Annotated in this window: 14 protein-coding genes; 1 reads left to right on the plus strand and 13 read right to left on the minus strand. The window is 54.8% G+C overall.

The window, feature by feature from the left end; all coding sequences use genetic code 11:
* Positions 1-3: 3 nt before the first annotated feature.
* The 4 genes from J3P95_RS03675 to J3P95_RS03690 form a co-directional block, all read right to left on the minus strand.
* The gene (locus J3P95_RS03675; RefSeq protein ID WP_434578666.1) at positions 4-942 is read right to left on the minus strand and encodes a PD-(D/E)XK motif protein; all 939 of its coding nucleotides are present in this window, start codon (positions 940-942) and stop codon (positions 4-6) included.
* Positions 926-3,670: a Z1 domain-containing protein gene (locus J3P95_RS03680; protein ID WP_434626334.1), complete on the minus strand. Its 2,745-nt coding sequence runs from the start codon at positions 3,668-3,670 to the stop codon at positions 926-928. The genes J3P95_RS03675 and J3P95_RS03680 overlap by 17 nt, the downstream gene beginning before the upstream one ends.
* Entirely contained in the window at positions 3,667-5,133 is a 1,467-nt protein-coding gene (locus tag J3P95_RS03685; protein WP_434578662.1) for an ATP-binding protein, read from the minus strand. The genes J3P95_RS03680 and J3P95_RS03685 overlap by 4 nt, the downstream gene beginning before the upstream one ends.
* Before the next feature lie 236 nt (positions 5,134-5,369).
* Positions 5,370-6,995 (minus strand): DNA cytosine methyltransferase, encoded by a 1,626-nt coding sequence (locus J3P95_RS03690; RefSeq protein WP_434578660.1) that lies wholly within the window; start codon positions 6,993-6,995, stop codon positions 5,370-5,372.
* Between the two features lie 28 nt (positions 6,996-7,023).
* Between J3P95_RS03690 and J3P95_RS03695 the strand changes: the two genes are divergently transcribed.
* Positions 7,024-7,431: a very short patch repair endonuclease gene (locus tag J3P95_RS03695; RefSeq protein ID WP_434578658.1), complete on the plus strand. Its 408-nt coding sequence runs from the start codon at positions 7,024-7,026 to the stop codon at positions 7,429-7,431.
* Between the two features lie 487 nt (positions 7,432-7,918).
* Here J3P95_RS03695 and J3P95_RS03700 read toward each other — a convergent pair whose 3' ends face one another.
* The 9 genes from J3P95_RS03700 to exaC form a co-directional block, all read right to left on the minus strand.
* A complete protein-coding gene (locus J3P95_RS03700; RefSeq protein WP_434578656.1) occupies positions 7,919-8,650 on the minus strand; it encodes a LexA family transcriptional regulator in 732 nt (243 codons plus the stop codon).
* Between the two features lie 195 nt (positions 8,651-8,845).
* Positions 8,846-9,373, minus strand: coding sequence for an inorganic diphosphatase (gene ppa / locus J3P95_RS03705; protein ID WP_186641429.1), 528 nt, complete (start codon positions 9,371-9,373; stop codon positions 8,846-8,848).
* Positions 9,374-9,487: 114 nt separating this feature from the next.
* Complete coding sequence (locus J3P95_RS03710; RefSeq protein WP_434578653.1) at positions 9,488-10,309, minus strand: zinc-dependent peptidase; 822 nt, start codon at positions 10,307-10,309, stop codon at positions 9,488-9,490.
* 6 nt (positions 10,310-10,315) lie between these two features.
* Positions 10,316-10,972 (minus strand): DedA family protein, encoded by a 657-nt coding sequence (locus J3P95_RS03715; protein WP_434578651.1) that lies wholly within the window; start codon positions 10,970-10,972, stop codon positions 10,316-10,318.
* Between the two features lie 451 nt (positions 10,973-11,423).
* Positions 11,424-11,885: a GNAT family N-acetyltransferase gene (locus J3P95_RS03720; protein ID WP_053214645.1), complete on the minus strand. Its 462-nt coding sequence runs from the start codon at positions 11,883-11,885 to the stop codon at positions 11,424-11,426.
* Between the two features lie 106 nt (positions 11,886-11,991).
* Positions 11,992-12,816: an ethanolamine ammonia-lyase subunit EutC gene (gene eutC, locus J3P95_RS03725; RefSeq protein WP_434578649.1), complete on the minus strand. Its 825-nt coding sequence runs from the start codon at positions 12,814-12,816 to the stop codon at positions 11,992-11,994.
* A gap of 11 nt (positions 12,817-12,827) precedes the next feature.
* Complete coding sequence (locus J3P95_RS03730) at positions 12,828-14,222, minus strand: ethanolamine ammonia-lyase subunit EutB (RefSeq protein WP_434578648.1); 1,395 nt, start codon at positions 14,220-14,222, stop codon at positions 12,828-12,830.
* Positions 14,223-14,279: 57 nt separating this feature from the next.
* Entirely contained in the window at positions 14,280-15,728 is a 1,449-nt protein-coding gene (eat, locus tag J3P95_RS03735; protein ID WP_434578647.1) for an ethanolamine permease, read from the minus strand.
* A 99-nt stretch (positions 15,729-15,827) separates the two neighbouring features.
* On the minus strand, positions 15,828-17,348 hold the full coding sequence (gene exaC / locus J3P95_RS03740; protein ID WP_434578645.1) for an acetaldehyde dehydrogenase ExaC: 1,521 nt from the start codon (positions 17,346-17,348) through the stop codon (positions 15,828-15,830).
* Positions 17,349-17,715 lie beyond the last annotated feature (367 nt).

Raw genomic sequence — 17,715 nt, forward strand, 5'->3', positions numbered from 1 at the left:
TCGCTATATCTGAAAAGGTATGCAGCTTTGGAGGTTTAATTTGTATTTGACACTACGAATCCCTGTCGATAGATCTTGTGGGCGAATACAGGGAAAGCCAGTACTGACTTTATAGCGGGTTACTTTGCCTAGAGTCATTACCCACGCGTCATATTCGGGGCGTACAACATAGCCATATCTCAGCAGTGCATTTTCAAACGCTGAATATGTATCAAAATCTGATTTAATTATTCTTCGAATTTCATCAATTAACTGATTAAGTGTGAAGTCAGCTTCCGTATCCTCAGATCCACTTCCGAGCTCGATAACGACGAGTTCCAGCTCTCGGTGGGTGAAGTCAAGTTGTCTTTCTGAGGCTATTATAACTTCGTTGCTCGCTGGCCAGATTGTCTTGACCTCCCACGCATTTGTTTCAAATTGGAAGTCCTGATCAGCTCGATCAGGCCCTTTCCAGCTCTGAACTGCCGCTGATGCGCTAATAGTCCCAATTAGTGTTTTTAGGTAAAGAAGCTCACCAGTCAACCCTCGAACTTGTCCTTCAGTCAGTAAATCGAAATTCCCTCGTTCAAATAGCAAGCGCCAGCTAACAAGACGAGCTAAAATGAATGGAAGGCCTCTAGATTTCTCCCCACAGTGACGTGAGGATTCAATTAGGTCTCCGCAGAAGAGTAAGAATAACTCGGAAAGCTCAGGTTTTTCTAATATGAAAAGTAGAGACCATTGGTTATCATCTCGCAGCACGCTGCGAATTTTTACTGATTGGAGCTCTAACTCAATACTAGGGTTTTTTTGTGTAATCAACAGGAGCGTGAGCCGGCCTATTGAATCCACACCGGCGTAAAAATCAAGCAAGTGCTCCGCGTCAATTCGGCGAAAACCAGATCCGACACCTTCCGACTTAACCGCCGTCCAGATGGATTTAACCTTATTCATCATCTTCATCGTCCTCGTCCTCGTCATCGTTGTCGTCAATGGAGGGATTATCTCCAGACAAAATATTTCTGAGTTCGACAAGATTAATCCGATAAGCGACTCGGTGACTCGACACATTAAGAGAGGGGAAACTTAGACCTACTGCCACCAGCGCATCACAATCGGAAGGAAGCGTATAAGGACTTTCCCCATTGCTCTCAGCTCTCGGCTGAATTAAATGGATCAACAGCAGCGGCGCCTGCCTAACAGCAGCATATGCTTTACCTGGTATTGTTTGAACGCTTTTCTTGGACTCGCTTCGGAAACGAAGGTCTGCTGCCTGAACTTCAGCTTCAGATAGTCCCACTTTCTCATCACCCGCAGAGCCCACTCGAAGTTTGTTCCCGTTAACAAGCAAGGCTTTTATACTTTCATCAATGGAGATTTTCCGAATTCGCCTTTTGACTTCTATGTCACCAACAAATTTAATTGAATCTCCGCTGCCTGTTGGTAAAGCCACATCCCAGTGATCGAGCTTTTCATCATCTGATTTCTCGATAAAGTCTGCCAGGCTCGATGTTTGTAGTTTGACGCTAAGGGGGTGGTTGACAAATGCCTTTAAGAATTTTACAACCAATTGTTTTGGCACGGACCGCCATACCGGAAAGGAGCCACTCTCAGGTTTTGCAGTTTGGCAAGAGATCACTGAACGTATGAAACTTTGCGCTTCCTTATAGTTCGCGGTAACTATAGAAGGGTCTTTCAATAATCTAGGCGACTCTAAACTTTCTTCAGTTATAGAAATGATTTGTATGATTTCGTCCGAGTCCCGCATTTTATTTCTGGCTGTAATAAGTAGTGATTCAGGGTGAGACCTTACGCGCAGTCCAAAGTCAATTGGTTTAAGGCGGGAATTCTGCATCCGACGCACTTCATTACGTAGTTCGTCGGTGGCCTCCGAAATATGAGCATACCAATCAGCGGTTTCCTCAGACATCCAGATTTTACACAGATCTTCATAGCCAACGCGGTAGCCGAACCATCGCCCCATTTGAAGCAATGCGTCGTACATCTGAGTAGATCTGTAGAAATAGCTGACACACAGTCCTTCTAACGTTAAACCGCGCGCTAGACTATTGCCGCCCACCGCTATAACTCTTAGCCCATGTTCTTTGTAGGCGGTGTAATCTAGGCTGGCAGGTCCACTTTTTTGGTTTACGGCTGTAGTTTGAATCGGTAGTGTGGAGGCCACAAGCTGGGCTTGGACTTGACCCCAAGATACCTCCAAATTGGAAAAAAGCCGTTGAAACTTATTAAAAAGAGTATTTATGGTTTGGTTTTGCATCGCCTCATCGAAAGACAATGATGCATAATTCTGAATATCACCCTGCATCAGGCGGACCTCATGGTCCAAAATATCCCTAACTTGGTCTTGGATTAATGTGAAGTGACTCACGTTTACTAGCATGGATCTGTGCTTTGGCATCCCAGCACGGATATCCATCAGTGTATTGACCAAGAAGAAGCAGACAACCGCGTCTATTAGAGAGGGAGGGACTCCCTCTACGTTGCTATCAGAGGTTTGCCCACGAGGAAAATATTCTTCCGCATCGTGAATTACCTCTAAGCAGTTTAAATCAGATGTTTCGCTGAAAATCCGGCTCGCCCCAACGTAGTTTGTAGGGGCTTCCAAGGTGTAAATAAAATCACGAGGGAATAAATCATCCCCCTCAACATTATTCGTGGTGTCGGGATTTATAAATACATTCGCGAAGGGAGTGGCGGTGAATCCGACGTAGCTGGATCTCGGAAAAACTTTGAGCAATCCTCGTATGGCCGAATTTATCGCAGTTGCTTTTTTGGGGTTTGTATTAATGGACGCGTTATCTGCTTCGTCATCAATCAGCAGCAGGGGGATGTCAATGTTTCCACCCGCACTTGCATTATAGTTAACCAGCCAGTCGGCAAGATTTTCGAGAATTCGCTTATTTTTTTTTACTACAAGGAGTACCGGTTCCCTATAGTCCCTTAACCTAAAACCTAACTGATTTACAGTTGTTGCCTTGAAATCGCCTACTGTAGATGTGAAAACCCCAGCTGACCTCGCAGCGTCAATTAGTCCTACCCCTATTTCTTTTCTATGGCGTTTTCTGTTATTAACGACGCCCGAACTATCAAGCCCAACGAAGCCCGCGTCCAAGCGTTCTTGGGTTTGCCGTCTCAAACTTTCTAACGTGCCCGTCAACAGAATCACTAGCTTATAACCGGCATCCGCTGCCTTGCAGATAAGACCAGTATAATTAGACGTCTTCCCTGACTGAACGTCGCCCATTACCAAGCCCCGACGAGGCCATCCGGTGCGACCCGATGGATCTCCCATCAAGTCCAAGATCTCATCTGTAACCTTGTCTAGTGAATTAACGACCTTGGGACCCCAACCCTGTTTCAAAAGGTCTGTTTTATAGCGATTCCAATAAAATGGGTCGATCTCGGCTTTTCGAGCTCTTAACCATGGGTTTTGCTCGTCGTAAACACAGTCTCCCAATCCCATGTCAACTGTAAGCGCCTCATGAAGTCGCTTAATAACAGTTTCAAACTCTTCATCGGTGACTCTATAAGGTGGGATTAACCGAAGAGTGGAGGCTAAGTCTAAAATGCCTTCCTCGGTTGGAATTCCATCGACCGTCAGTGCCGTGATAACACCTAGTTCCAAACGCCGAGCGTTCGCTGACAATACCTTCCTGGAAGCCTCACTCATGACTCATACTCCTCAATGATTTTTTTTGTCAGCGCCGGATACAAATTAAATGGTTCAATCAAGTGGAGGGACATTAGCAATTGTTTTCGAACCGGCGAGTCTACAGGCATATTGCTCAGAAGATCCGCGATCATGCCGTTAATGCTTTCGACCGAACTATCGTTGGCGAAGTCAGATCTGATATCGCTCGCCATTCGATTATACAAGGCGTCTGCGGGAAAGGAGCTTTCAATAACGCCTAGGATCAGGTTGAACTGCATCCGCCCTTCTTTATTGAGAAATTTAGAAAATTCTGAAATTAGTGGGTGCTTTCGATTGATGTCGAATCGGACCCCTGATCTATCGATAACCTCATTCCATCCAGCAGCGACTTCAGAGTCAGAGACTTTTCGGCCTTTAAAAGTAATGGTTCGTCCACTTACGGCTCTTATTCGATCTACCGTTCGCTTCAGATTTAGTCGGACTATCTCAGGAGGGTGGGCAGCTGATTTTTTTATGTCTAGGGTCCAAAGATGATCAAGCGCATTTGGAATGTCCACCCGAACGCGCGCAAGTTTGCTCAGCTCATCTTTTCGCGCCAAGCGAAACCATGTGCCCCAAATGATTAGTCGTCTATTTCTGTAAATATAGAAACCCTGCTGGCTTCGAACTCCCTCGGCTCCGCCAACAAGTTGTGTGTCGTTATTACTAAGTTTGCTTATGTGAGGCAAGATAAAAGGTTTGACCACGACCTTCTTGCCCTCTACGGAAAAAGTCTCCTCATCCAATGGCTGTGTGGCTTTGTGATGGCTAAGGAACGGGTCAAACGGCACAATTAAAGAGCCGTTCAAAGCTATTGAGATTTTAGGTTTACTTCCTTCTTTAACTAGAAATCTATGGAAAACAAGTGACAAGTGCTCGCGAGCGGCCAACATTTTCATGCCTAGCGCACTTGCGGGGTCTGTTTCTCCAATAAGTAGTTTGTCTAAGTTTTGCCACAATACGATTGTTCCGGTTTTCTGCGACGAAAGCTGATTAAAATGAGGTAGAGCTTGGTATTCTGATGCTTCCAGCTGAAGCATTACCCAAGCGCCTTTCTCGATAACGACATCAAGGTCCCAGCAATAGGCACTTATATTCGCTTCTTGTTTCGAAATAACTGTCATGCATCGACATTGAGATATGGAAGCGGTTTTTAACCCTAAGCCGTAGCGGCCCATATCTTCCCCGCTTCTTTCTAGAAGGGGGTTCTTACTGCCGTGTCGCATTGCGTTCTGCAGCGCCTCATGCGACATACCTTTCCCATCGTCTATAACCGCAATGTAAGGGTTATCGTTAGGGCGAAACTCGATATGAATCTCTTTTGCGTGGGCGGAAATACTGTTATCTATCAAATCCGCCACGGCCGAATCCAATGTATATCCAATAGATCGCATTGACTCGAGCAAGGAGGCTGCGTGGGGAGGGTGCTGAACCTCTTTCATCGCAGCCGCCTTCCGGTACGGAAGTCAATCGAAATGGTCTCGAACAGAAGCATCCTTGTCCCCCTGCGGGCTGGCGTTAATTCTTTGCAGTCCATCCTGCCGCGCAGCATGGCTTTGATCATAGATTAGCCGACAAGGCATGACATCTATTAGCCACCATTCTTTGCACAAATTTAGCTATGTCGCAAGTCCGATTCGCTGGTCGCATTGCGTTATTTACCGTAGCAACCCCGTTTTCAGCTGACCATGGAAGCCACAATCCTTTCGGGGCGCTGAGATGAGATTCTACCCTTGATAATACGCTCGACTACTCTCGCAATTTTACTTGCAAGTAGGGGAGGAACGGCGTTGCCGACTTGATGGTATTGTTGTGTGCGATTTCCCATAAAAAAATAATTATCGGGAAAGGTTTGTAATCTAGCCGCTTCCCTTACAGTTAAACTGCGACATTGATTAGGGTCGTAATGAATGAAATAGTGTCCATCTTTCGAGATGTGACTGGTTATGGTGGAAGAGTGCTGGCGATCAATTTGAACTCGAAAACGATCACTAAATTTACCACTTTCCCAGTTTTTATGATCGGGCGCTAATCCAGGAAGATTGAATTCTTGGTGACCCTTTGGGGAGTAATGATGAGCCTGCGCAAAGACTGATGCATAAATATAGCGCTTAAGATCTGCGCTCATGTGGCTTCGAGCTTCGTGGTTGAGCCAAACGCCTAATTTAGAGTCTATAAGCCAAGAATTTAATTCGTCCGAGTTTACTGCTCCACTCCAAGAGCTGGTTTTTTTTACGCGTAGTCCTCCATTGTTTAAACGTCCACCCGAAAAAGAATCTCGAAATATTCTAAGGTTCATCTCTAAAGTGAGATCCTTTTTTTCGGACGAAATAAGATCCTTATATAGGGTTTCGAGATGTCCCAAAATCTCGTTGCACCACTTGTCTGGGGTATCATTTCCTCTGGAAAGCGTACTGCGCAGCGGAGGGAGATTGCCAAGAACGTCCCTAACGGTGATAGGTGGAGCGGATGCCAGTTTGTGTTCGCTTATGCCGGCAACATAATCCTCGGATACGCCTACTAGTATAACTCTATGGCGACCTTGCGGAATGCCGTAATCTTCCGCACGTATTATAAAATTATTAAAGTCTATAGAATCTGGCGCCATCCCAGATTCATAGATGTCATCTGAAACTAAAGAGCAGATTTTATATTTTTTACCAGTTCCGTTTTTTATTCCCAGCGCCGCATCAGGGTCGGCAAGATCTTGGAGTATTTGGGGAAAAATTTGCGTGCCGCTAACTTTTGAGGAAAGAATTCCTTTGACATTTTCCATAACAAATACAGCGGGGCGCTTGCTCTGGATTATTCGCAGGTATTCCCGATACAAAAAATGACGATGATCATCTTCCGCCTTATAGTCGACATTTCCTTTGTTGCGCGCGCGCCCGACAATTGAATAAGCTTGACAAGGAGGTCCACCAATTAATACCCAAGGCTTACTGGTATCTAGGCGCTTCTCCAGAATCCGGTCTAGTTCGGCATTTCCTTCTACGCTTCCGAGTTTAATTTGACGGGCTTCGGTGTCGGCATGTTGCCATTCTTTATAGCTGTCTGAGCTCCAAGGTTGTGCCACACCAGCCGTTTCGCAGTAATAATAATAATCGTCAAGGGCTGTTGGGTTGTATTTTTTTAGCGCTCGATAAAATGCGCGAAGTCTCAGTGTAGATCGAGCGAACGGATCCATCTCGGCAGAGACTAATATATCAAAGCTTCTGCCCTCACTGAGTGAAGAGAACCCTTCACCTAGGCCGCCGGGGCCGGCAAAGAGATCCACGACCTGTAAAGGGTTGTCACAATTCATGAGCTACATCTGCCAAAGGTAATCGAAAGTGGATGTTGTAGATAAAGAGACCAGGTCGAGGATGATGGCAGCAATAACTGGCAAAAATACGCAGCCTGAGCTCGCGCTGCGCCGGTTTCTTCATGCCAATGGTTACCGCTTCCGCCTGCACCGCAAGGACCTTCCAGGGAAGCCTGACATTGTAATTCCCAAACTACGGACCTGTATATTTGTACATGGATGTTTTTGGCATCGCCATGCAGGGTGTCGGTACGCTACTACACCTAAGACCCGGAGCGAATTCTGGGCAGCAAAATTCTCCAGAAATGTTGAGAGAGACCTCGAAAATGTTTACGCCTTGAGGTCCCTCGGCTGGAGGGTTATTACCGTTTGGGAGTGTGAGATCAAGCGAGGCTCCGAATGCCTTTCTCAGCTGCACCACGCCCTTCAGGAGTAGGGGCAATCATCGACACGGTTATGTTTTCCCTAGCTCACTCATGAAGCTAGCATCCAAAGGGTCTGTCCAGAGAGACTAGCTATTCAGCGACCAGAGCAGCCACTTCCACAAAATCATACATACAACAAGGCTGTAAAAGATTTGGCAAGTAAGAATAAATTTCAAGCGCGCATTAAAAAGCCGGCTTATGGCCGGCTTCTCGTTGACTAACTCAGTTCGTTTTTGACAAACCTTACCAGCCTTCAAAACGTACATCCGGCTCTTGCGGCCGGCTGTGGGACTTGGTCAGAAAGTGCTCTGCCTTGTCGGTGCGAGGCGTGGGCTCGCAAATGTGGGGCGGAGGATACGCGGGTTTGCTTTGGAATCCCAGTGGTAAGTGGTGTGGAATCATTGGGTTATCGGTGATTCAGGGGGAAAAGCAGGGGGCTGCTGCGCAGCCCAGCGGGAGCAAGCTCCCTCGCCACGGGGAGCTGCGGTGATGCCGGAATCAATCGGACACCGGCGGTCGCTGTTTGTTGAGGGTGGACCACCAGAACACCCAGCCGATCACGTGGATGTGTTGCGCGTCGATTTGCTCTGCGCTGAAGACTTCGTCGGGATATGCAGCGCTGTTGTGGCTGCGCAGGCGCAGTCGGTTGCCGGGGATTCTGTGGAGGTATTTGATGCGGAGCATGCCGTCGTGTTCGAGGGCATAGATTTGGCCATCGACGATTTGCGTCAGGCCACGGTCGATGGCGAGGGTGGAGCCGTCTTCGATGCGTTCGGCCATGCTGTCGCCGATCATGGTGGTGCAGATGGCGTCGCTGGGGTCGATTTCCAGGGACTCTAGGTGGCTGCGGGGCAGGCGGATGGATTGGTCGGGGATTTCGGTGATGTGGGTTTTGCTTTCGCCGGGGGCGATGGGGACTTCCTTATAGAAAGGCAGTTCGATGTCCGTGGGTTCTTGCACGCTGTAGACGCCGTCGTTTTCGGCGGCTTCATAGGTGATGCCGGGGCCGAGGCCGAGCGGGGTTTGTGGGCCTTCGCCGGTGGCGAGCCACTGCGGGCTGACGGTCAGCAGGCCGGCGATGCTGTAGATGCGTCCCGGGGGAATGCCACGGTTGAACCAGTTGTTCACGTGCTGCGATTTCACGCCGTACAACTTCGCGAAGTCGGCGGATCGGATGTTGGCTTCTTTGAGAAGGGCTCTGAAGCGATCGCCACTGGAAAGTATTTTCATAAACGGAAAGTTTAGGGGCGACTGGGTTTTGAGCAATAAACATGTCGTGCAAATTTATAAGATGATCTTTCCGTTTGCAGGAATCGAAACTGGCGCGTTAAACGCATTTAAACGCTGCTAATACGAAGTTGTATTAACTTCCCTGAAAGCATAAAAAAACCCCGGTGCGAGCCGGGGTTCTTTTTTAGTTCGGTCTTAGCCTTTGTAGGCGGCAACCGACTGGGTGATCGCTTCGCGGGCGGCGTCTGCACCGGCCCAGCCTTCGATCTTGACCCATTTGCCTTTTTCGAGATCTTTGTAGTTCGCGAAGAAGTGCTCGATCTGCTGGATCAGCAGTGGCGGCAGGTCGGTGTATTCCTTCACGTCGACGTACAGTTGCGACAGTTTGTCGTGCGGTACGGCGATGACTTTGGAATCGCCGCCGCCGTCGTCGGTCATGTTCAGGATGCCGACCGGACGGGCGCGGATGACCGAGCCTGGGGCTACTGGGTAAGGCGTCACGACCAGCACGTCGAGGGGGTCGCCGTCGTCGGCCAGGGTGTTGGGGATGTAACCGTAGTTGGCCGGGTAGAACATCGGGGTGGCCATGAAACGGTCAACGAACAGGCAATCGCTGTCTTTGTCGATTTCGTATTTGATCGGGGCGTGGTTGGCCGGGATTTCGATCGCGACGTAGATGTCGTTCGGCAGGTCTTTGCCAGCCGGAATCTTGCTGTAGCTCATTGGGCGGTGCCCCCGTTAGTTGACCAAATGACTGGTCGGATTGACCAAAAAGTGGCGGCGATTATAGGCATATTCCGCCGCTGTTGCCACGCTACCAGGGTCTTAGGCTTTGCCCTAGAGACCTTGGTATGACGCCTGATAGACCGGATCTTCGGCCTGAAGTTGCCGCAGCCGGGCCAATGGGTCCTGGCGGTAGAACGCTTTGAGCTGTTCATACACTGCCGGATAGGCCTGGTGCAGCAGGTCCGGGGCGCTGAAGAAGTATTCGCTGGTGACGGCGAAGAACTCCGCCGGGTTTTCCGCGGCGTAGGGGTCGATGAGGGTTTCTGCGTCGGGGTTCTGGTCGAGTTGGCGGTCGAGGTCGTCGAAGGCGTGCTGCATGGCCTCGGCCCAGTCGCCGACGCGCATGTCGGCGTGCAGCGGTGGCAGGCCGTTGGCGTCGCCGTTGAGCATGTCGAGTTTGTGCGCCAGCTCGTGGATCACCAGGTTGTAGCCTTCCCAGCCGCCGCTGGCGAGCACGCCGTCCCAGGCCAGGATGATCGGGCCTTGCGGCCAGGCTTCGCCGCTGTGTTCTCCGTCCCACTCGTGTTCGATGCCGCTGGCGTCGCGGTAGCGCTGGGGGCTGAGGAAGTCGTCGGGGTAGAGGACGATTTCGTGGAAGCCCTGGTACCAGTTCAGTTCGCCGAGGTGCATCAGCGGCAATTGGGCCTGGGCGGCGATCAGCAGGCGTTGCTCCTGGTGCAGTTCGACGCCGGGCAGGGCGGTGAGGTGCTTGTCATGCAGGAACAGCACGCAGGCTTCCCGCAGCCATTGGTCTTCTTCAACGCTGATGCCGTCGAGAAAGCTCAACTGATGACGCACCCGCTGCCAGGTTTCTTCGGTAATGGGGTGTTTGGCGAGGGTGCGTCGGCGACGCCAGTTGCTTAGCGACCACATGGGCGATCAGCGCGTTTCGGCGTTCGAGCCGCGCTGGCTCATTTTGCTGCGCACCAGGCCGATGATCATCGGCAGCAGCGACAGCAGGATGATGCCGACCACCAGCAGCGACAGGTTTTGCTTGATGAAGGGCACGTTGCCAAAGAAGTAGCCGAGGGTCACCAAGCCGCCGACCCACAGGATGGTGCCGAGGACGCTGAAGCCGAAGAAGCGCAGGTAGTTCATTTTGCCGACGCCGGCGACGAAGGGCGCGAAGGTGCGGATGATCGGCAGGAAGCGCGCCAGGGTCACGGTTTTGCCGCCGTGCTTGGCGTAGAAGTCGTGGGTTTGCTGCAGGTAGTCGCGGCGGAAGATTTTCGAGTTGGGGTTGCTGAACAGTTTTTCGCCGGCGGTGCGGCCGATGATGTAGTTGGTGCTGTCGCCGAGGATTGCAGCGAGCATTAATAGGCCGCCCAGCAGCACCGGGTCCATGGCGCCACCGGCGGCTACGGCGCCGGCGATGAAGAGCAGGGAATCACCCGGCAGGAACGGCATCACCACCAGGCCGGTTTCACAAAAGATCACCAGGAACAGGATGGCGTAGACCCAGGTCCCGTAGTTGGTCACCAGCAGGTCGAGATAGACGTCGAGATGCAGAATGAGGTCGAGGGGGTTGAAGTCCATGCATAACACCTTGGTGGCGGCCCGGCTCGGCGGGCTGGTGGGTCTGGCTTTGAGTATGACTACAGCGTGTGTAGCTTTTTCTTACAAGCCGGGAAGAGCGGCATTATACGGCGGGGCGGGGGAAGTGCGGGGTGAGTTTGTAGCTGGGGATTTCGAGACTAGGTGAACACTTATGGTGAGAGGAGTACCTGTGGCGAGGGGATTTATCCCCGCTGGAGCGCGAAGCGGTCCCAACAGCAGCCACCTCGGTCATCCTGGTGCACCGCGTGCTCAGGTTTTGGGGGCTGCTGCGCAGCCCAACGGGGATAAATCCCCTCGCCACAGGGGGCGGTGCTGTGTCATTGGATTTTTGGGTTGCAGGAAGATTGGGGCTGCTGCGCAGCCCAGCGGGAGCAAGCTCCCTCGCCACAAGGGTTTCACTCAGCCACAGAGGTTCACTAAGCCACAGGGCTCAAAGCCCTTCGCTGATCGGCAGCACGTAGTTCTTGAACTCGGTGTCTTCCTTGAAACCGATCGATTCGTAGGTTTTCTGCGCGACTTCGTTGTTGCTGCTGGTGGAGACGCGCATGCGCACGGCGTTGGTTTCCTTGGCCATTTTTTTCGCGGTGCGGATCAGGTTGTCGGCGACGAGTTGGCGGCGGGCGTCTTCGGCGACATAGATGTCGTTGAGGATCCACACGCGCTTGAGCGACAGCGACGAGTAGCTTGGGTAGAGCTGGCAGAACCCCAGCAACCGGCTGTCGTCGTCATCCGGCAGGGCCAGGTAGATGACCGATTCCTTGCGGCGCAGGCGTTTTTCCAGGAATGCCCGGGACGAGTCCGGGTAGGGCAGCGAGCCGTAGAATTCCCGGTATTTGACGAACAATGGGGTCAGCAGGTCCAGGTGTTCCAGCGTCGCTTGGATAATCCGCATGGTAGGTCTCGTCTGCAAAGGTCGACATGAAGTCTGACAATAACGTCGGACCGCCGTGCCAAGATGCTGCCTGAAAGCGGATCGAAAGCGCAATTGCAAAACAGGATCAGCTTGGGGGCGGCGCCAGTAGGAAATTACCTTTCATATCGGCACCGTTTTCCGCCTCTAGAGTGTGAAGCTGGGCTTCGTCCTTCAGATTGACTCCCGAAAGCTGTCGGCGACAGGCCTCGCGCATCAAGTAGATCAGGCGATGGGCCGCCATGCCGTAGCTCAAGCCTTCGAGGCGGACATTTGAGATGCAGTTGCGATACGCATCGTTCAGGCCGACCTTGGGCGCGTAGGTGAAATACAGCCCAAGGCTGTCCGGAGAGCTCAAGCCGGGACGTTCGCCGATCAGGATCACCGACATCTTGGCACCGAGCCGTTCGGCCACTTCATCGGCCACGGCGACGCGGCCTTGCTCCACCAAGACGATGGGCGACACCGACCAGCCTTCAGCAGCGATCTGTTCTTCCAGCCGCGCCAGGAATGGCAAGGTATGCCGATGCACCGCCAGCGCCGACAAGCCATCAGCCACGACGATGGCCAAATCCACGCCGCCCGGATGAGCGGTCGCGTAGTCCTGCAGGGTTTGCACCGAAGCCTCGTCGAGCCGTCGGCCCAGATCCGGGCGTTGTAGATAGCTGTGGCGGTCGGCCGCGGCGCTGTGCAGCAGCAGGCTTTCACGGCCGCGTTCGGTTAACTGTGCACGGATGCCCCGGTGATCGAACGCCAGGTGCACCGCGTCGCGGGCCTGGGCGTGGGCAAACTGGAAGTCCAGTTGCGCCGAGGTCGGCAGGCTGGTGCCGGTGCGGCCCAGGGCGATGCGCGCCGGGGTCAGGTTGCGCAGGTTCAGCCAGGGGTTTTGTGGGTCGACAGGTGATTTAGCCATGGGCAGGTCTCTCATCCCAAATGCGCGAGGGCGTGACGGAACGCCGGAGGCAAATCGTCGCCGAACCGCACCCGGCCATCGGCCTGGGTGAAGATGCCCATGTTCGCCAGCCAGGTTTCGAATTCCGGCGCCGGTTTCAGGCCCAGGGTCTGGCGGGCGTAGAGGGCGTCGTGAAACGAGGTGGTCTGGTAGTTGAGCATGATGTCGTCAGAGCCGGGGATGCCCATGATGAAGTTGATCCCGGCCACGCCCAGCAGGGTCAGCAGGGTGTCCATGTCGTCCTGGTCGGCCTCGGCGTGGTTGGTGTAGCAGATGTCGCAACCCATCGGCACGCCGAGCAACTTGCCGCAGAAGTGGTCCTCGAGGCCGGCGCGGATGATCTGTTTGCCGTTGTAGAGGTATTCCGGGCCGATGAAGCCTACGACTGTGTTCACCAGGAAGGGGTTGAAATGTCGCGCGACGGCGTAGGCCCGGGTTTCGCAGGTTTGTTGATCGACGCTGTGGTGGGCGTTGGCCGACAACGCGCTGCCCTGGCCGGTTTCGAAGTACATCAGGTTGTTGCCGAGGGTGCCGCGGTTCAGGCTGAGCCCGGCGTCGTAGCCTTCTTTCAAGACGCTCAGGCTGATGCCGAAACTGGCGTTGGCCGCTTCGGTACCGGCGATGGATTGGAACACCAAATCCAGGGGCACGCCGCGGTTCGCCGCTTCGATGGAGGTGGTGACGTGGGTGAGCACGCAGCCCTGGGTGGGGATGTCGTAGCGCTGGATGATGGCGTCGAGCATTTCCAGCATCGCGCAGATCGACGCGGTGCTGTCGGTGGCCGGGTTGATGCCGATCATGGCGTCGCCGTTGCCGAAGAGCAGGCCGTCGAGGATGCTCGCGGCGATCCCGGCCGGTTCGTCGGTGGGGTGGTTGGGTTGCAGGCGTGTGGACAGGCGTCCGCGCAGGCCGAGGGTGCCGCGGAACCGGGTGACCACACGGATTTTCTGCGCCACCAATACCAAGTCCTGCACGCGCATGATTTTTGAGACAGCGGCAACCATCTCCGGCGTCAGGCCCGGTGCCAGTGCTCGCAGGCTCTGTTCATCGGCGGCGTCGCTGAGCAGCCAGTCGCGGAAACCGCCGACGGTGAGGTGGCTGACCGTGGCGAAGGCCTGTTTATCGTGGGTGTCGACGATCAGCCGGGTGACTTCGTCATCCTCGTAAGGAATCAGCATTTCTTGCAGGAAATGGCTGAGGGGCAGGTCGGCCAAGGCCATTTGTGCGGCCACTCGCTCGCCATCGTTGAGCGCTGCGATCTCGGCGAGGAAATCCCCGGAGCGCGCCGGGCTGGCCTTGGCCATCAGGTCTTTGAGGCTGTCGAAGCGGTAGGTCTGGGCGCCGACCGTGTGTGCAAAACTGGCCATACAGGTTCTCCGTGACGGCGCCGCTGGGCGGCGCCGTGGTTTTCGGCACGTTACGGCTTAGTGCAAGGCTTCTTCGGCTTTTTGAATGGCCGCGAATTCCTCTTCGGGCGTGCCTGCGACCAAGTGATGCCGACTGTAGAAGGCAAAGTAAGCAATTAACACTCCATAGATGATCGCGGCACCGATGACCACCCTAGGGTCGACCAGGAAGCCCGCCACCACGGCGATGCACGCCAACACCAGCGCCACGCCCGAGGTGAAGATGCCGCCCGGCGTGCGGTATGGCCGGTCCATTTTGGGGCGACGGATGCGCAGGGTGATGTGCGCGGCCATCATCAGCACGTAGGAAATGGTCGCGCCGAACACCGCCACCAGAATCAGCAAGTCGCCCTGGCCGGTCAAGGACAGGCCGAAACCGATGATGCCGGGAATGACCAGCGCCAGTACCGGCGCTTTGCTTTTATTGGTTTCCGAGAGTTTGCGTGGCAGGTAGCCGGCGCGGGACAAGGCAAAGATCTGCCGCGAATAGGCGTAGATGATCGAGAAGAAACTGGCGATCAAACCGGCCAGGCCGACGAGGTTGACGAAGTGGCCCATCCAGGTCGAGCCGCCGTAGGCCTTGGCCAGGGCTTCCACCAACGGGTTGCCCGATGCCATCAGCGCATTGGAGCCGGCGCCGCCCGGACCGATGACCAGGATCAGCAAGGCGAAGGCCACCAGCACCAGCATCGCGCCGATCAGGCCACGCGGCAGGTCGCGCTTGGGGTTCTTGGTTTCTTCAGCCGCCAGTGGCACGCCTTCCACGGCGAGGAAAAACCAGATCGCGTAAGGAATCGCTGCCCACACCCCAACGTAGCCGAAGGGCAGGAACGAGCTGGCCCCCACGGCCTCGGTGACGGGAATGTCGAGCAGGTTGGCGACGTCGAAGTGCGGCACCATCGCCACCAGGAAAACCCCCAGCGCCAGGGCGGCGACGGCGGTGATGATGAACATCAGCTTGAGGGCTTCGCCGACGCCGAATATGTGGATGGCAATAAAGACGATGTAGAACGCCAGGTAGATCATCCAGCCGCCAATCCCGAACAGCGATTGGCAATAAGCACCGATGAACACGGCAATCGCCGCCGGGGCGATGGCGTACTCGATCAGGATCGCCGTGCCCGTGAGAAATCCGCCCCAGGGCCCGAATGCGCTGCGGGCAAAGCCGTAGCCGCCGCCCGCGGTGGGAATCATAGAAGACAGCTCGGCGAGGGAAAAGCACATGCACAGGTACATCGCGGCCATCAGCAGCGTGGCCAGGAACATCCCGCCCCAGCCGCCCTGGGCCAGGCCGAAGTTCCAGCCGGCGTAGTCACCGGAAATGACATAGGCCACGCCGAGGCCCACCAGCAGGACCCAGCCCGCCGCGCCTTTTTTCAGTTCGCGTTGTTGGAAATATTCGGAGCCGACTTTTTCGAAGTCGACCGAGGACGTTGCCGGTTGCGGATTTGCATGATCGCTTGGCATAAGGGTTTACCTGTTTTTATTGTTTTTTGCCCTGTGGGAGGGGGAGCTCGCGATAGCTATGAAGGGCGAAGCAGCATGAACTGCCTCGCCCTTTTTTACTTAGAAAAACCCCAACGGATTGATGTCGTAGCTCACCAGCAGGTTTTTGGTCTGTTGGTAATGGTCGAGCATCATCTTGTGCGTCTCACGCCCTACGCCGGACTTCTTGTAGCCGCCGAACGCGGCGTGCGCCGGGTACAGGTGGTAGCAGTTGGTCCAGACGCGACCGGCCTTGATCGCCCGGCCCATGCGGTAGGCGCGGTTGATGTCGCGGGTCCAGAGGCCGGCGCCGAGGCCGAACTCGGTGTCGTTGGCGATCGCCAGGGCTTCGGCTTCGTCCTTGAAGGTGGTGATGCTCACCACCGGGCCGAAGATTTCCTCCTGGAACACGCGCATCTTGTTGGTGCCCTTGAGCAACGTCGGCTGGATGTAATACCCGGTCGCCAGGCTGCCCTCGAGTTTTTCCACCTTGCCGCCGGTCAGCAGCTCGGCGCCTTCGCCCTTGGCGATTTCCAGGTAGGACAGGATCTTGTCGAATTGCTGCTCGGACGCCTGGGCGCCGACCATGGTGTCGGTGTCCAGCGGGTCGCCGCGCTTGATCTGCTGGATCTTTTTCATCACCACTTGCATGAATTCGTCGTAGATCGATTCCTGCACCAGCGCGCGGGATGGGCAGGTGCAGACTTCGCCCTGGTTGAAGAACGCCAGCACCAGGCCTTCGGCGGCTTTTTCGATGAAGCTCGGCTCGGCCTGCATGATGTCTTCGAAGAAGATGTTCGGCGACTTGCCGCCCAATTCCACGGTGGACGGGATGATGTTTTCGGCGGCGCATTTCATGATGTGCGAGCCGACGGGGGTGGAACCGGTGAAGGCGATCTTGGCGATGCGCTTGCTGGTGGCGAGGGCTTCACCGGCTTCTTTGCCGAAACCTTGCACCACGTTCAGCACGCCCGGCGGCAGCAGGTCGCCGATCAGTTCCATGAGCACGCAGATGCCCAGCGGAGTTTGCTCGGCGGGCTTGAGCACCACGCAGTTACCGGCGGCCAGGGCCGGGGCGAGTTTCCAGGCGGCCATCAGCAGCGGGAAGTTCCACGGGATGATCTGCCCGACCACGCCCAGCGGTTCGTGGATGTGATAGGCCACGGTGTTGCCGTCGATCTCGGCGGCGCTGCCTTCCTGGGCCCGCAGGCAACCGGCGAAGTAGCGGAAGTGGTCGGCAGCCAGGGGGATGTCGGCGTTGAGGGTTTCGCGCACGGCCTTGCCGTTGTCCCAGGATTCGGTGATCGCCAGCACTTCAAGGTTGGCTTCGATGCGGTCGGCGATTTTCAGCAGGACCAGCGAACGCGCCTGGGCCGACGTGGCGCCCCAGGCATCGGCTGCGGCGTGGGCGGCGTCCAGGGCTTTTTCGATGTCTTCGGCGGTGGAACGCGGGAATTCGGCAATGGGCTGGCCATTGACCGGGGAAGTGTTGGTGAAGTACTGACCTTTGACCGGCGCGACGAACTCGCCGCCGATGTAGTTACCGTATTTGGCCTTGAACGAAACGATGGCGCCTTCAGTACCGGGGTGAGCGTAACGCATGATGAGTTCTCCTTGGCTTTTGTGCTTATAAGGGAGGCCGCGCAAAATTTAGCGCCGGTAATAAAGCCTAGAGCAAAGGTCGGGCCATTGCCTTGCGGGGCCCGGAAATCAAGGCTTTAGAAGGGGGTGGTCGGACAAACGGATGGGCTGTGTCACGGTTGCGATACGCAGGGTGTGACAGTTTGTACCATTAGCGAGACGGTCTGTGACCGGCAGGTCGCGCCAGCATTGCAAAGGTTATTGGGCTGGAGGATGCTGGCTCCGACGGCGAGGCCATGGACGGACCGCTTTTGTGGCGAGGGAGCTTGCTCCCGCTGGACCGCGAAGCGGTCCCAAGGCAGCCAACTCGATCAGCCTGATACACCGC

Origin of the sequence: Pseudomonas sp. Z5-35 (genome assembly GCF_051131945.1) — a bacterium.
Taxonomy (GTDB): Bacteria; Pseudomonadota; Gammaproteobacteria; order Pseudomonadales; family Pseudomonadaceae; genus Aquipseudomonas; species Aquipseudomonas marvdashtae.

Coding starts and splice junctions, on each gene's coding strand:
- J3P95_RS03675 (WP_434578666.1), bottom strand. CDS start 942: ATGAAGATGATGAATAAGGTTAAATCCATCTGGACGGCGGTTAAGTCG.
- J3P95_RS03680 (WP_434626334.1), bottom strand. CDS start 3,670: ATGAGTGAGGCTTCCAGGAAGGTATTGTCAGCGAACGCTCGGCGTTTG.
- J3P95_RS03685 (WP_434578662.1), bottom strand. CDS start 5,133: ATGAAAGAGGTTCAGCACCCTCCCCACGCAGCCTCCTTGCTCGAGTCA.
- J3P95_RS03690 (WP_434578660.1), bottom strand. CDS start 6,995: ATGAATTGTGACAACCCTTTACAGGTCGTGGATCTCTTTGCCGGCCCC.
- J3P95_RS03700 (WP_434578656.1), bottom strand. CDS start 8,650: ATGAAAATACTTTCCAGTGGCGATCGCTTCAGAGCCCTTCTCAAAGAA.
- ppa (WP_186641429.1), bottom strand. CDS start 9,373: ATGAGCTACAGCAAGATTCCGGCTGGCAAAGACCTGCCGAACGACATC.
- J3P95_RS03710 (WP_434578653.1), bottom strand. CDS start 10,309: ATGTGGTCGCTAAGCAACTGGCGTCGCCGACGCACCCTCGCCAAACAC.
- J3P95_RS03715 (WP_434578651.1), bottom strand. CDS start 10,972: ATGGACTTCAACCCCCTCGACCTCATTCTGCATCTCGACGTCTATCTC.
- J3P95_RS03720 (WP_053214645.1), bottom strand. CDS start 11,885: ATGCGGATTATCCAAGCGACGCTGGAACACCTGGACCTGCTGACCCCA.
- eutC (WP_434578649.1), bottom strand. CDS start 12,816: ATGGCTAAATCACCTGTCGACCCACAAAACCCCTGGCTGAACCTGCGC.
- J3P95_RS03730 (WP_434578648.1), bottom strand. CDS start 14,222: ATGGCCAGTTTTGCACACACGGTCGGCGCCCAGACCTACCGCTTCGAC.
- eat (WP_434578647.1), bottom strand. CDS start 15,728: ATGCCAAGCGATCATGCAAATCCGCAACCGGCAACGTCCTCGGTCGAC.
- exaC (WP_434578645.1), bottom strand. CDS start 17,348: ATGCGTTACGCTCACCCCGGTACTGAAGGCGCCATCGTTTCGTTCAAG.